The following is a 14,368-nucleotide window of genomic DNA, read 5'->3' on the forward strand; positions in this document are numbered from 1 at the left end:
ATGCACGCACTCCCTAGCCAGCCTGGAATCCGCGTTAATCTCGCGGAACTGATCGAGATGCGCCATCGTGTGCGTGAAGTACAGCTGTTCTCTTCACCCTCCAGGCGCAGCCCGCTAATTGGCCTGCACCACTCCAAGTTGCGCGGGCGCGGCGTCGATTTCGATCAAGTCCGTATCTACCAGGCTGGCGATGATGTACGCACCATTGACTGGCGAGTGACAGCCCGCACGCAGGAACCCCACACCAAACTGTTCCATGAAGAGCGTGAGCGCCCCATCTATATTCTGGTCGAGCAAAGTCAGCGCTTGTTCTTCAGCTCCAGGCTGATGTTCAAGTCGGTCTTGGCTGCGCAGGTGGCCAGCTTGATTGGTTGGGCAGCACTGGATCACAACGATCGCGTGGGTGGCTTGGTGTTTGGCAACAACGAGCACCACGAAGTCAAACCACGGCGTAGCAAGCAAAGTCTGCTGCAATTACTCAGTCGTCTGGCCCGGGCCAATCAAGCCTTGCCTGGCGACATACAAAACACCCGCGACGCCTTTGGCCTCGCCTTGCGCCGCGCCCGCGAAGTGCTGCGACCAGGAAGCCTGGTCGTGGTGATTTGCGATGAACGCACATTGAATGACGCCAGCGAACAGCAGCTTAGCCTGCTTGCCCGTCACTCTGAAATCCTGTTGCTGCCGATCTCCGATCCACTCGATCAACAGTTGCCTGAAGCCGGCCGGCTGCGCTTCGCCCAACAGGCTGCCCAGCTAGAACTGGACAGCCATAACAAGGAGCTGCGCAAGGCTTACCAAGCCCAGGGGGAATCCCGTGCAGCGCGCTGGCAACGGCTTTCACTGAAGCTCGGCGTGCCCTTGTTGCCACTGACCACAGAGCGTGAAATGGTTGATCAACTGCGCGACCACCTGAACGGCCAGCGTAGCAGGAAGCAGCCATGAACCCCCTCGACCAACTCGAACCCTTGATCGCACCGCAAGCAGTCAGTTGGTGGCCTCCAGCGCCGGGTTGGTGGCTGCTACTATTGCTCGCTCTGGCGGCGTTGACCTGGGCCATACGCGCCTATAGACGTCGGACGCCCAGACTTAAAAAGAAACGCACGGATTCATCCCTGGACCCCGTTCGCCTCGCCGCGCTAACCGAACTCAATCAACTGCAAAAACCCTATTACGGGGTGGCTGCCGGGCCTTGGTTGCAGCAGCTGAACGGCGTGCTCAAACGCTTGTGCCGACACCGTTATCCCGACAGCAACAGCCATGTGCTTAGCGGTCGTGAGTGGCTGGCATTTCTCGACAACCGCTGCCCGGCCGCAGGGCTCACGCGCTGGATGGTGCTGGTCGAGGGCAATTACAAACCCAATTGCATACTTGACGACAAGGCGATTGAAGGCCTCAACAGCGCCGTTGATATCTGGATTCGCAAACATGTTTGAATTCACCTGGGCCTGGATTTTCCTGCTGGCGCCCTTGCCCTGGCTGCTACGCATGGTATTACCGGTTGCCGACAGCGGCGAAGCGGCGCTGAACATCAGCTACCTGAGCGAACTTGAAGGCCTTAGCGGCCGCAAGGCGCGAGCCAATTTATCCAAGTGGCGACGCCAAGCCCCCTTCGCCCTGCTCTGGATTTGCCTGCTTTGCGCAGCAGCACGCCCCGAATGGGTGGGTGAGCCGCTGCCCTTGCCCGCCAGTGGTCGAGACCTGTTGGTGGCCGTGGATATTTCCGGCTCCATGGAATACGCCGACATGCAGATGGACGGCAACGATGTCAGCCGCCTGACGCTGGTCAAACATTTGATGGGCGAGTTTATTCAAGGGCGAGTCGGAGACCGCGTGGGCTTGATCCTGTTTGGCAGCCAGGCCTACCTGCAAGCACCGCTCACATTCGACCGACAAACCGTACACACCTGGCTCGATGAGGCAGTCATTGGCATCGCTGGCAAAAACACAGCCATCGGCGACGCCATCGGCCTGGCAGTGAAGCGTTTGCGCGAACGACCGGCAACCAGCCGGGTATTGGTGCTGGTCACCGACGGCGCGAACACCGGTGGTGAAATCGAACCAATGCAGGCTGCGCGCCTGGCTGCCGACTCTGGCGTGACCATCTACACCATCGGCATAGGTGCGGACCCGCAACAAAACGGAATCATGGGCATGTTTGGCCTGAACCCTGGCCTGGACCTGGATGAACCCACCCTGCAAGGCATCGCCGACCTTACCGGCGGCGAATACTTTCGCGCCCGCGACAGTGACGAGTTGCAAGCCATTGAAACCACGCTCGACAAACTGGAGCCGGTGGAACAAAAGCCAACCTTGGCTCGACCCGCTAAAGCGCTTTATGCCTGGCCGCTCGGCGTTGCCATGCTCTTGAGCCTGTTGTTGGTGATTAGCGAAGTCTGGCCACAAATCCAGCAGGCCATGAGCCAGACGCTTCTGCGAGGCCGCAATGATTGAGTTATTGGATCAAGCCTGGCCGCACTGGCTGCGACCTTACTGGCTGGTGCTGCTGCCGCTGCTGTGTGCATTATTGTGGTTACTGTGGCGCCGTGAAAAACACGCCGGGAGCTGGCAAAAGATACTCCCTCCAGCCTTCCACGCTGCACTGCTCAGCGGCGGCGATGGTCGTCGTAGCCGGTTGCCCTGGTTATTGCTCGCCTGCGCATGGCTATTGGCATTGGTCGCCTTGATCGGGCCAAGCTGGCAACAGATTGAACAAAATACGCTCAAGCCTGCTGACCCGCTGGTTGTGATGCTTGAACTGTCGCCCCAGATGCTCGCCGCCGACCTGTCCCCGGACCGGCTCGAGCACGCCAAACGCAAGATCATCGACCTGCTCGAAGCGCGCCGCGATGCGCAATCAGCCATTGTGGTCTATGCCGGCAGCGCCCATACAGTGGTGCCGCTGTCTGATGATCTGGCCACTTCGCGCAACCTGCTCGAAGCCCTCAAACCCTCGATCATGCCAGAGCCAGGCCACCGCGCTGACTTGGCAATAGGCAAGGCGCTCGACTTGCTCAAGCAAGGTGGCCAAGGCCATGGCCGCCTGCTGCTGATCACCAGCGGCTTGAGTAGCCAGGAACAAGACGGCATCGCCAGCGCCATGCGTGGCTCTGCCAGCCACTTGAGCATCCTGGCCGTTGGCACCAAGCAAGGTGCGCCTATTACCCAGGAAGACGGCAGTTTCCTCAAGGATGCCAAGGGCGCAATTCTGATTCCGCGCCTCGATAGCCAGGGCCTTAGCCAATTCGCGCAACGGCTTGGCGCAGGCTACCAACGCAGCACCATCAGCGATAACGACATTGAGCGCCTTGGTTTGCTCGACGGCCCCAGCCAGATGCGCGACAACGGCCAACAGAGTCGCTTGCAAGCCTGGGCAGACCAAGGACACTGGTTGTTATTACCTCTGCTACTGCTGGCTGCTTTTGCGGGGCGGCGCGGCTGGCTGATGTGCCTGCCATTGTTGCTGCTGTGCATGCCGCAACCTAGCTACGCCTTTTCTTTCGACGACTTGTGGCTTCGTCCAGACCAACAGGGCCAGAAACTGCTGCAACAGAACCAGCCAGAAGAAGCGGCCAAGCACTTCACTGATCCGCAGTGGCAAGCGCAGGCACTCTACCAAGCAGGTAACTACCCTGGCGCAGCAGAGCGCTTTGCCACCAGTGACAGCGCTGCCGCCCACTACAACCGAGGCAATGCGTTAGCCCGGAGCAATGAGCTGGAAGCCGCAATCGAAGCCTATAACCAGGCGCTTGAATTGCAGCCGGACTTAACCCAAGCGCAGAAAAACAAAGCCCTGATCGAGCAAATGCTCAAGCAAAAGCAGCAACAAGACCAACAAGACCAACAAGACCAAAACAACCAGCAGGATCAGCAGGATCAGGATAAACAGCAACAACAGGGCCAAAACCAGGACCAGCAAACTGGTAATTCGCAAAATCCCGGCCAGCAAGCCAAGGACTCATCGCAGCAAGACTCAAAATCCAAGTCTGATCAGCCTTCCGACCCCGCCAAACAGCAAGGTGCTGACAAAACTCAAGCCCCCGGCGAGCAGGACAAAAAGCAGCAAGGCGCACAGGCAAGCGCGGCAGACAAGCAAGCTAAAGCCAAGGTCGCGGGTGAATCAACCAGCCCAATCGACGCCGAGCGTCGCCAGGCAATGGAACAGTGGTTGCGACAGATCCCCGATGACCCGGGCGAATTGCTGCGCCGCAAATTTTGGTACGAACAGCAACAGCGTCAGGAAACCCAACGATGAAACGCCTGTTTTGCACTTTTCTCCTCTGCCTGCTCGCCTTCACGGCGCAAGCTGGCGAGAACTTTACTGCTAGCGTAGACCGCAGCCAGATCGACAGTGGAGAAATGGTTGAACTGACACTGGAGTCTGATGACACAACCTTGTTCGGCAAGCCGGACCTAAGTCCGCTCAATGAGTTATTCGATGTATACGGCACGCGCCAGGTCAACCGCCTGACCAGCGTCGATGGTGCTTCACACGCCACCACTCGCTGGATTGTGACCATTTCGCCCAAGCACAGTGGCTATGTGGTCATCCCACCTATCAGTCTTGGCGACAAAACCACCGAGCCGATCACGCTGCACGTACTCGAAGCCTCCACAAGCAATCAGAAGGGTAAAATGGCGCCGGTATTCATCGACGCCAGCGTTGATAAAGAAAGCGTCTACGTCCAGGCCCAGGCAATTCTCACCCTGCGCATCTATCACTCGGTTTCACTTTACGATGACAGCAGCCTGACGCCGCTGGAAATTGCCGATGCACGGGTCGAGCCTCTGGGCAAACCACGCACCTACGAAAAGCAAATCAATGGGGTGCGCCACGGTGTGATTGAACTGCGCTACGCCATTTTTCCTCAAAAAAGCGGCACCCTGAACATCCCTGCACAAACGTTCACCGCCACCACTGTTGGTCGCGCAAACCCCAATGATTTCAACCCTTTTGGTCCTCGCCCAGGCAAAGTTGCCCGGGTTAAATCATCGGTTATCCCGCTGACGGTCAAAGCCAAGCCGGCCAGCTACCCAAGCGATGCCCCCTGGTTGCCCGCCAGCGCGCTGAGTTTGGCTGAGTCCTGGTCTCCGGAACCAGACAAGGCCAAGGTCGGAGACTCATTGACCCGCACTTTAATGCTCAAAGCCGAGGGCTTGTCCAGCGCACAGCTTCCAGCCCTGCCGCAAACTCAATCCAAGGGTCTGAAACGTTACCCAGACAAACCCCAGTTGAGCAATGAAACCAGTGAACAGGGCATCATCGGCAGCCGCGAGGAGCGTGAGGCCCTGGTCGCCAATCAGGCTGGCAAAGTTGAACTGGCACCGGTTGAAGTGGTGTGGTGGAACACCGATAAAGATCAACTCGAACGCACCAGCGTGCCTGGACACACACTTGAGATTGCAGCCAACAGCGAGATCAGCACCGACCCGGTACCGGCTGCAGCCCTACCCGCAACGACTCAAACCGGGCAAGCCATTTGGCCGTGGCAACTGGCATGCTTCATATTGAGCCTGACCACCTTGATCGGCTTTGCCCTGTGGTGGTATGCACGTCATCAGCCTGCAATTACCCGTGTGACTCCAACCGGACCAAGCCCACGCACGCTGCTTGATGACATCAAGCGCGCCTGCCTGGCTAACGACACCCAGGCTAGCCGCGCCGCGCTCGATGCCTGGGCGCGTCAGCAGCCAGAAACACTGGCCGAAATGGCAGCGCGATACGAGCCCCTGTCTGATGAACTGCACAGCCTCAATGGCGCGCTTTACAGCGAAACGGCCCAGCACTGGCAGGGGGAGGCCTTGTGGCAGGCGGTGCGCTCATTGCCGCCTCTCGCTCCAGGCGAGGTGGCCAACAACGCCGACACCAGTGCCTTGCCTGCGCTTTACCCGCGCTAGTAAAAACCGCTCATGCAAGACCGGCCAGGAACCTGCCTGGGTAACACGAGTCTATTCATAGCAACACTGTTACCGTCAGGGGTTTCCTGGAAATGCCCCTGGCCTGTCCGCAGTCCAAACCATGGTATGTCAATCATTAGAGGAACGATCCCCATGTTAAAACCTTCCAAAGTATTACTGCTCAGCCTGACACTTGCAGCCACCCCGGTGTTTGCATTCAACCTCGGTGATGCTGTCAACAGCGTGTCCAGCATGACTGGAAACTCTCAAGCGACAGGCGAAACAGGACAAATGCTCAAGGCCCTGTCCAGCCAACTTGGAGTGACCCAGCCCCAAGCCACAGGCGGTACCGCGGCACTGCTGGGCTTGGCAAAAAACAACCTTGAACCCAGCCAGTTCTCAGAGCTGACCAAGTCTGTACCGGGCCTTGAGCAACTGACCCAAAACAGCGAACTGCTTGACCAGGCCAGCTCATTGCTGGGCAAGGGTTCAGGCTCTGAGTCCACCAGCATCACTTCGCTGCTGAACAACACCAAGGACATGGGTGATGTCACCAGCGCCTTCAACAACCTGGGCATGAATGCAGAAACCCTGAACAAGTTCGCCCCCACACTACTCGACTACCTGGGCAAGCAAGGCCTGAGCGAACCCTTGATGACATCGTTGACCAGCCTTTGGGGCGCTTAATTCCGCGGCTCTCATCTGAACGAGTAAGCTGAAGCCAATCAGCGACAATAAAAAAACCGCGACCTAAATGGTCGCGGTTTTTTTGTACCTGCAACGCTGCTTATCCAGCAGCGTGCATGGGGTGTATCAGGCGTTAGCCTTGTTACGCAGCTTCTCTGGATTGATCAGGAAGCGAGCCAGGGCTGGCAACAACCAGATGGCGCCGAACATATTCCACAGGAACATGAAGGTCAGCATCAGGCCCATGTCCGCTTGGAACTTGATCGCCGAGAAGATCCAGGTCGCAACGCCAATGGCCAGACACACGCCAGTGAAGAGCACGGCTTTACCTGTCGACTTGAGCGTCTCGAAATACGCCTCCTGCAGGGACAAACCTTGACGCAGGTAAGTCTCCAATCGACTGTAAATATAGATGCCGTAGTCGACACCAATGCCCACGCCCAAGGCGATTACCGGCAAGGTCGCAACTTTCACCCCGATCCCCATGTAAGCCATCAATGCATTACCCAGCACCGAAGTCAGCACCAGCGGCAGCATTACGCAGAGTGTCGCGGCAATCGAACGGAAGGTAATCAGGCACATCAGGCCAACTGCAGCATAAACCGCAAGCAGCATGGTGGTTTCGGACTGATCAATGACTTCGTTGGTTGCAGCTTCAATACCGGCGTTACCCGCCGCGAGGATAAACTCAAGACCTTCCTTGTTGTTTTCCTTGATGAAACTTTCAGCTTCGGCGACCACGCGATTAAGGGTTTCAGCCTTGTGGTCATTAAGGAATATCAACAACGGCGCCACCGAGCAGTCCGCGTTGTACAGGCCATCGGCACGGGCGATCGAGTTATTCAGTACGTCCTGGTTACGCGACAGGGTTTCCCATTTCAAGCTCCCTTCGTTCATGCCCTTGATGACTTGACGCGAGACAGTGACCATCGAGATCGCCGACTGCACGCCCGGCGTGTTCTCCATGGTCCAGGACAACTGATCCATCGCCGAAAGCGTCTGGTAGGTCGAGCAGCCTTCGGCCGCGGTTTTGACCATGATCACCAGTACATCGGAGCTGGTTGAGTAGTTGCGAATAACGAAGTCGTTGTCCAGGTTGTAGCGTGAATCGGGACGCAACTCCGGCGCGCCCTGGTCAAGGTCACCGATCTTCAGGTTCTGGCCATACCAGACACCACCCGCCAGCGCGACAATGGCAATCACCACCGAAATAGGCGCCACCACCGGGTGAGCGAAATTGGAAATCAAGCGCCAGAACGGATGGTCACGCACCGCATCTTCGCGGCTGATCTTGACTGCCTTCTTGCTGATACCGATGTACGAGATCATCACCGGCAACAAGATCAGGTTGGTCAGGATGATCACCGCAACACCCATGGATGCGCCGATGGCCAGCTCGCGAATCACCCCGATATCAATCAGCAGCAAGGTAACGAAACCCACCGCATCAGACAGCAAGGCCACCAGACCCGGAATAAACAGCTGGCGGAAAGCCATGCGCGCTGCCGACAGCGAGTCAGTGGCCTCGCCCGACGCAATCGCAATGCCATTGATCTTCTGCACGCCATGGGAAATACCGATGGCGAAGACCAAGAAAGGTACCAGCATCGAGTACGGATCAAGCCCGAACCCGAGGGTTTTCAGCAAACCGAGCTGCCAGATCACTGCGATCAGCGTGGTACATACCACCGCCAGGGTGCTTTTGAAGCAACGGGTAAACCACAGCAACAAGACAAAGGTAATGCCGATTGCCACGGCAAAGAACAACGCCACACCCAGCAGGCCATCAATCAAGTCACCAACTTTCTTGGCAAAACCGATAATGTGGATTTTCACATTAGGGTTTTGTGCCTGGTACTTCTCGCGGATCTTTTCTTCAAGCTCGTGAGAGAACTTCTGGTAGTCCAGCGGCACCAATTTGCCTTGGTCCTTAGGATCTGGATACGCCTCAAGCAATGGAACATCGATGATGCTCGACTTGAAGTTGTTACCCACCAGGCGACCGATCTGGCCTGACTTGAGCACGTTATCGCGCAAATCCTCAAGGCTTTCTGGCGAGCCGTCATAGGTCTGCGGAATCACTTCACCGCCACTAAAGCCTTGCTCGGTCACTTCGGTCCAGCGCACGCTTGGACTCCAGAGTGACTTAAGGCCTGAGCGGTCAACGCCAGGAATGTAGAACACCTCGTCATTAATCTGGCGCAGGGTCTCCATGTACTCTTTGCTGAAGATGTCACCCTCAACCGCTTCAACCGAGATCCGCACTGTGTTGCCCAGGTTGGCAAGGTCGTTACGGTGCTCAAGCATCTTCTGGATGTAGGGGTGACCCAGTGGAATCATTTTTTCAAAGCTGGTTTGCGGGCGAACCTGCGCAGCTTGGTAAAACAAAAAGGCACTGATCAACACGCACAGCACGATAACGGCTGGACGGTTATTGAAAATCAACCGCTCGAGAAAAGACGCAGGTTTTTGTTGATGCTTACTCATGCAAACACTCCCGGCTTATTATTGTTGGCCCAGATCGGCGCCTGTTGGCGAAGCGACGTGTACACCGCCCTGCCCGACCAGAATCAGCTTGCCGTTATCCGTAGTTGCAGCACTGCTCAGAGAAACCCGATCAGCGCGATTTACTAAACTGAAACTGCGGCCATCATCCGTGCTTTTCAGCACAGTACCGCCATGCCCAACCACCACAATCGAGCCATCAGCCAGTAACTCGCCGTCAGCCAGACCGAACTCCAATGGGCCGTTATTGGGGGTATTGATCTCGATTTGTTGCCAGGAATCACCAAAATCGCTGCTGCGGAACAAGTGACCACGCAGACCGTACGCCAGCAAGGTGGCGGGTTCTTTAGTCGCTACCGCACCGAACAGTGAACCGTCGTAAGGACTTTCTACGTTTTCCCAGGTCTGGCCCCAGTCAGCCGAACGAAACATCACGCCCAGCTCGCCAACCACGAACAAGCCAGAGTCTTTGACTGCGGTGATCGAGTTGAGGTGATAGCCATCCTCGTTGTTCATCCGATCGCTGACATCTTCCCAGTTGGCGCCGCCATCGGTCGTGGCCAGCAAAGCACCATAGGCGCCGACTGCAAAACCGGTCTTGGCATCATCCTTGAACCAGATATCCAGCAACGGAGCCTCGCGTGAGAGGTCCTCGAACTGCTTGACCCAAGTCTGGCCAGCATCGGTGGTTGCCAGGATTTGCGCATCATGACCAACAGCCCAGCCGTGCTTGTCGTCGACAAAATACACAGAGGTGAGTAACTGGCGCGTGGGGACTTTGCTCTGGGTCCAGGTGGAACCATTATCATCGGAATACAGGATATGGCCGCGATCGCCAACGGCAACCAGACGCTTGCCAGCGACGGTGATATCCAGCAACAACGAGCTTTGTGCTTGCTCAGACACAATGGAATAGAGGCTGGCGGGCTCGGCGGCCTGCACAGTAAGTGGCGCAACGGTAAACGCTAGGATTGACAGCACACTGCACAGCGAGAGCGCTTTGCCCAGCGGCGAATAGATGCGCGACACCGGCGTGCGACTAGACCTCGCAACACCACCGGACAAGGTGCGCCGCATTACGGGCTCACTCATAAACCTTCCCCCTTTTATTTTTATAGTTCCTGCGATTTAAGGAACCTCGGCAAACCTAGGTTTCTTAGCAGTTTGCCTATGCTACTTAGCTTTAGAAGGCCCTGACAATGAGCACGACGTTATGTTTTGTTAAAGCAAACCTGCGTGATTGACGCTCTATAGGTTTCACTAATACACAAAAGCCGCTACGACTGTAGCGGCTTTTGGGCAAGACTACACGTGAATCAACGTGTACCACGACGGCGCAAGGCCGCTGGTTTGAAATAGCCATCGTCCGGCGTTGGCTGGCTGAAGTCGATAGTGCTCGATTCTTCGTTGTCCAGGTTCTGCACGTAGTAACGACGCGCTTGCAGGTCGTGGAACACATCCAGCGCAGACCAGGTTGTCGGCAGCTCGTAATAGTTCTTCAGGTAGGCAATCGATACGCGCCACAACTCGCCACGGCCGTCGTATTGATCAACCACCGCTGCCTGCCAGCTATCTTCATCAAGGTACAGGGTACGCTTGGAGTAGATGTGCCGTGCGCTGCTCTTGAGCGTGCCCTCAACCACCCATACACGGTGCAATTCGTTGCGTGTGTAAACCGGGTTGAGATGCCCTTCTTTGAGCAGGTCATCGTATTTCACGTCTGGGCTGGTGACTTTATAGTTGTTGTAAGGAATGTAGATTTCCTTTTTACCCAGCAACTTCCAGTCGTAGCGATCAGGCGCACCGTTGAACATATCGGTGTCATCAGCGGTTCGCAGGCCGTCAGCCGCGGCAATTGGCGTGTCGTAAGCCAGGTTTGGTGCACGGCGCACGCGGCGCTGGCCGGCGTTGTAGCCCCAGGCCTGACGCTGCTCCTTGACTTGGTCGAGGGTCTCGTGGACCAACACCGCACCACCGGCCAGGCGCGCCGGGCTTTTGGTGAAGGACAGGTAATAGAACATGATGTTGTTCAGGTCAGCGAACGAGCCTTTCGGGTCGTAATACTTGAACAAGGCTTCCTGCTGCGAGGTGACCAGCGAGTAGCTACCGTTACGCTGCACCGCTACTTCCGAAGCGCGACGCACGATATAGGTGCCGCGATAGCGGGCGATGTGGTTCCACAACGCCTCGACACCGTTCTGCGGGATCGGAAACGGAATACCGCCATAAGCATCGGCGAAACCATTGCCGCCATCGAGCAGCTTGGCCGTAGTCGCGTTCTTGCGCGTGTTGTCATACACCCACTGCGGCGCAGACCCCGAACGACGCGTCTGGTAAACCGGCATCTGATAGCTGTCTGGATAGGTGTCGAACAAGGCAATTTGGCCTGGCGTCAGGTTAGCCTTGTACTGGTCCAGGTTGGCCTTGGTAATAGTGAACAGCGGCTTGTCGGACGCGAATGGGTCAGGATGATGCTGGCCCGGCGCCTTGTAGTCAGCCGGCACCTTGGTGATGCCGCCGGTCCAGGCTGGAATGGTTCCGGCGGCGTTGCCGGCTTTTTCAGCGCCAAAAGGGGTCAGGCTGGTGCCCAGCTTTGCTGCGTCCTCGGCTGAAACGGCCGCCAGCGTGTTACCGGTGAATAACACCAGTGCAATCGCGGTACCGATCAATCTGTGCTTGTTCAGCATCCTATTTCTCCTCCGAGCGCCCGCTGGCGCCCAGTTCAGTTGTCTTTGGAGCCACAGTTGCCATGCTGCTACGCACGGCAACTGGCTCGGCTATCAGAATGAGTACTTGACGTTGAGGCCAATGTTGTCGCGGTCGCGCGAGGAGTTGTTGCCTCCGGCACCGTAGAACTCGGTGTAGGCAAGCTCCGCTTCCAGGCTGTTCAGGTAGTTGGCCTTGACGCCCAAGGTGTAAGCCTTGCGACCTTCGATAAAGTTGCCGGTCTGGTAGGAGTTACCTTCGAAGTCCTCGCGGTAAACCGCATAAGGCGACAGGTTCACACCCGCATAGACATCGTTCCAGGTGCCTGAAAGGACCATGGTGTAGCCGTAGGCATTCTTATTGACCTGGTCGTTACGATCATTGTCATCGATGTAGGCGCTGTTTCCGCGGCCGGAGTAGTAGCGGGTCGAGCCGTCACGGGCGGTGTATTGCAGGTCACTGCCGCGCAGGTGCTCGGAGGCCAGTTCGGCCACACCAAACAGCGAGTCAAAACCCAGTGATGGGCCGAAGTTATAGATGGTCCCAAGCGAGGCATTGAAGGCTTCAACGCGCTCATAGTTGTGGATCTCGTCTTCCAGACCAACCTGTTGCCCGGCGATGTTAATCTTGTCGCCGCCGGCCAAAGGCGCCGCTTGCGTCAGCAGGTCACCGAGCAGGTCGTTGGTGGTCGAAATACCGATCGGCAAGTTTGGACGGTAAGACAGTTCACCAAACACTGAAGCCAGGCCGACCGTGGTATTGAAGCTCATGCCGTACATGCGGATGTCTTCAACGTATTCACGGCGTGCGTTAACCTGGTTGGCCACATCGACCGCTGCAGCACCGTTAACCAAACCCAGAATTTGCCCGGCCCCGGCGTTACCGCTGGCGGCCGCTGCCTGCAGATCGTCGTAGCTGGCAAAACCGCCCAGGCCAGCCAACTGGTCGATATTGAGGCCAGCGTAGGTGCTGTTCAGGTCAGCATTGATCAGCGGCTCTTTCGAGTGATAGTTGACGAAATAGAAACCGAACTCGGTGCTATTGAAATCTTCGGCGATATAGCGCAGCGCTGCACCAAACTGACCATCGTTTCTGGCATTGATGTCAGAGCCAATGTTGGCCACCTTGATCACGCCGTTTTGATCGAAGTAGTCATTACCCTGCAAACCGGCAAAGTTACCCGCGCTCAACTGCTGATAAAGGCCGCGTACCGGCGCCAGGGCAGACTGCGTGCTGTAAGCGGTGTTACCACCGTCAGCGAACAGGTCGGTTTCGGAGTAAAAGGTGCCGGCCGGGTCAATCGCGGTTTCTTTCCAGTTGAACTGGTAGAACGACTCAAGCGACAGGTTGTCGGTCAGGCCGACGCTGAAGTTAAGCGCCTCAACCGGCACCAGCACTTCTTTGAGCTCGGCGCCTGGCAAGCGGAACTTGGCTGCGTCGACCGGGTTGGTGGTGTTGATGCCGCCACGATAGAACAGCGCTTCACCCCAGTTGAATACCTGCTTGCCCAGGCGCGCGGTCACCGGCATGTCGGCAACATCCCAATCGCCATAAACGTAGGCATCGAGGATCTGCGCATCACGACCGGCCTTGTGCCGCGTCTCGTAGGTGAAGCTATTGTCACGGGGAAAGCTCTGGCTGGGCTGCGCAGGACCGCTGGCGTCGTAGAAATCGTTGCGCTTATCCATGATCTGGGTGTCGTAGAACGCGCTACCACGGACAAACATGCCGTAGTTCTTGTAGGTGGCACCAAGATCCGAGGTGACTTTATAAACTTCCGAAACCAGACCGGTATCGAAGTTACGGTTACCGTCGTTGCCGTTGATATCGTCGTTGCTCTTATCCTGGCCCTGGACACGCCACAACTGGCCGTAGGACACGGTGGTGTCGATGGAGCCATTGATTTCGTTATCGGCAAAACTGAATTCGACAGCCTGGGCTTGGGCGGCCACAAGCAGCGGTAGAATTCCGGCAAACGCAAAACCAGCCTTCACTGGTGCAAAGCACACCCGTGGATGGCGAGACTTGATACCCATCGAAAATTACTCCTGGCAGATCATTCTTTTTATTGCGCCCTGTTCAGGTCGCGGTTTAGTCGTACTGATGACGACCTTTTTTGCAAAACCGGAAAACCACAATCCCCCCTGTGGTTTCACGCCCACGCTTCAAGAAAAGTTCCATCGCGAGGCTCAATCTTCAGGAGCAGTGCAACCATGATGCCAATTCAAACAGTCGTATTATTTAAAAGCACTTTCTGTGGCTGTTTCGATTCGTGACTCTATGACCAAGCTTAAAAACGTCAGATTTAAGGCGTTGTTTTTAAGCCACGTCCTACAATCTGGCCCGAATAGTCACTAAAGCACCGATCTAGACACACCCAATTAAAAAGACGCGTCCTCTGGAAAAATCCAAGCAAAGGCGTTTTATTAGCCTTCGGATCTAAAGGGTGGGATTTTCATTCCTTTGAGTAACAAAAAAGTGTTACTAGCTTGCGCCGGTAACACTTCAGGGTTGACTCATGTAATGCCCTGCAAGCAGGGCATTGGCCCGATCAGAATTGCTCTAAACCGGGCCT

General features: G+C 56.5%; 10 protein-coding genes. 6 read left to right on the plus strand and 4 right to left on the minus strand.

All coding sequences use genetic code 11. From position 1 onward, the window contains the following. The 6 genes from AACY26_RS01620 (at position 1) to AACY26_RS01645 (ending at position 6,582) form a co-directional block, all read left to right on the plus strand. The gene (locus tag AACY26_RS01620) at positions 1-942 is read left to right on the plus strand and encodes a DUF58 domain-containing protein (protein ID WP_339510341.1); all 942 of its coding nucleotides are present in this window, start codon (positions 1-3) and stop codon (positions 940-942) included. After that, entirely contained in the window at positions 939-1,433 is a 495-nt protein-coding gene (locus AACY26_RS01625) for a DUF4381 domain-containing protein (protein ID WP_339510343.1), read from the plus strand. Before AACY26_RS01620 ends, AACY26_RS01625 begins: the two co-directional genes overlap by 4 nt. Next, complete coding sequence (locus tag AACY26_RS01630; RefSeq protein ID WP_339510345.1) at positions 1,426-2,451, plus strand: vWA domain-containing protein; 1,026 nt, start codon at positions 1,426-1,428, stop codon at positions 2,449-2,451. The genes AACY26_RS01625 and AACY26_RS01630 overlap by 8 nt, the downstream gene beginning before the upstream one ends. Then, complete coding sequence (locus AACY26_RS01635) at positions 2,444-4,252, plus strand: VWA domain-containing protein (protein WP_339510347.1); 1,809 nt, start codon at positions 2,444-2,446, stop codon at positions 4,250-4,252. The genes AACY26_RS01630 and AACY26_RS01635 overlap by 8 nt, the downstream gene beginning before the upstream one ends. Next, a complete protein-coding gene (locus AACY26_RS01640; protein WP_339510349.1) occupies positions 4,249-5,895 on the plus strand; it encodes a BatD family protein in 1,647 nt (548 codons plus the stop codon). Before AACY26_RS01635 ends, AACY26_RS01640 begins: the two co-directional genes overlap by 4 nt. Before the next feature lie 153 nt (positions 5,896-6,048). Beyond that, positions 6,049-6,582: a DUF2780 domain-containing protein gene (locus AACY26_RS01645; RefSeq protein ID WP_339510351.1), complete on the plus strand. Its 534-nt coding sequence runs from the start codon at positions 6,049-6,051 to the stop codon at positions 6,580-6,582. A 126-nt stretch (positions 6,583-6,708) separates the two neighbouring features. On the opposite strand, the gene AACY26_RS01650 is transcribed toward AACY26_RS01645, so the two are convergent. From AACY26_RS01650 to AACY26_RS01665, 4 genes are all read right to left on the minus strand, one after another. Beyond that, the gene (locus AACY26_RS01650; RefSeq protein WP_339510353.1) at positions 6,709-9,069 is read right to left on the minus strand and encodes an efflux RND transporter permease subunit; all 2,361 of its coding nucleotides are present in this window, start codon (positions 9,067-9,069) and stop codon (positions 6,709-6,711) included. A gap of 18 nt (positions 9,070-9,087) precedes the next feature. Next, positions 9,088-10,179, minus strand: a complete 1,092-nt coding sequence (locus AACY26_RS01655) for a WD40/YVTN/BNR-like repeat-containing protein (RefSeq protein WP_445261250.1) — start codon at positions 10,177-10,179, stop codon at positions 9,088-9,090. Between the two features lie 224 nt (positions 10,180-10,403). After that, the gene (locus tag AACY26_RS01660; protein ID WP_339510355.1) at positions 10,404-11,774 is read right to left on the minus strand and encodes a DUF1329 domain-containing protein; all 1,371 of its coding nucleotides are present in this window, start codon (positions 11,772-11,774) and stop codon (positions 10,404-10,406) included. Positions 11,775-11,867: 93 nt separating this feature from the next. Then, on the minus strand, positions 11,868-13,829 hold the full coding sequence (locus AACY26_RS01665; protein WP_339510357.1) for a DUF1302 domain-containing protein: 1,962 nt from the start codon (positions 13,827-13,829) through the stop codon (positions 11,868-11,870). Positions 13,830-14,368 lie beyond the last annotated feature (539 nt).

Source organism: Pseudomonas sp. RL_15y_Pfl2_60 (genome assembly GCF_963970595.1).
In the GTDB taxonomy this organism is placed as follows: Bacteria; Pseudomonadota; Gammaproteobacteria; order Pseudomonadales; family Pseudomonadaceae; genus Aquipseudomonas.

Bases quoted from the DNA above. Each gene is read 5' to 3' on its own strand.
- AACY26_RS01620 (WP_339510341.1), top strand. From the start codon at position 1: ATGCACGCACTCCCTAGCCAGCCTGGAATCCGCGTTAATCTCGCGGAA.
- AACY26_RS01625 (WP_339510343.1), top strand. From the start codon at position 939: ATGAACCCCCTCGACCAACTCGAACCCTTGATCGCACCGCAAGCAGTC.
- AACY26_RS01630 (WP_339510345.1), top strand. From the start codon at position 1,426: ATGTTTGAATTCACCTGGGCCTGGATTTTCCTGCTGGCGCCCTTGCCC.
- AACY26_RS01635 (WP_339510347.1), top strand. From the start codon at position 2,444: ATGATTGAGTTATTGGATCAAGCCTGGCCGCACTGGCTGCGACCTTAC.
- AACY26_RS01640 (WP_339510349.1), top strand. From the start codon at position 4,249: ATGAAACGCCTGTTTTGCACTTTTCTCCTCTGCCTGCTCGCCTTCACG.
- AACY26_RS01645 (WP_339510351.1), top strand. From the start codon at position 6,049: ATGTTAAAACCTTCCAAAGTATTACTGCTCAGCCTGACACTTGCAGCC.
- AACY26_RS01650 (WP_339510353.1), bottom strand. From the start codon at position 9,069: ATGAGTAAGCATCAACAAAAACCTGCGTCTTTTCTCGAGCGGTTGATT.
- AACY26_RS01655 (WP_445261250.1), bottom strand. From the start codon at position 10,179: ATGAGTGAGCCCGTAATGCGGCGCACCTTGTCCGGTGGTGTTGCGAGG.
- AACY26_RS01660 (WP_339510355.1), bottom strand. From the start codon at position 11,774: ATGCTGAACAAGCACAGATTGATCGGTACCGCGATTGCACTGGTGTTA.
- AACY26_RS01665 (WP_339510357.1), bottom strand. From the start codon at position 13,829: ATGGGTATCAAGTCTCGCCATCCACGGGTGTGCTTTGCACCAGTGAAG.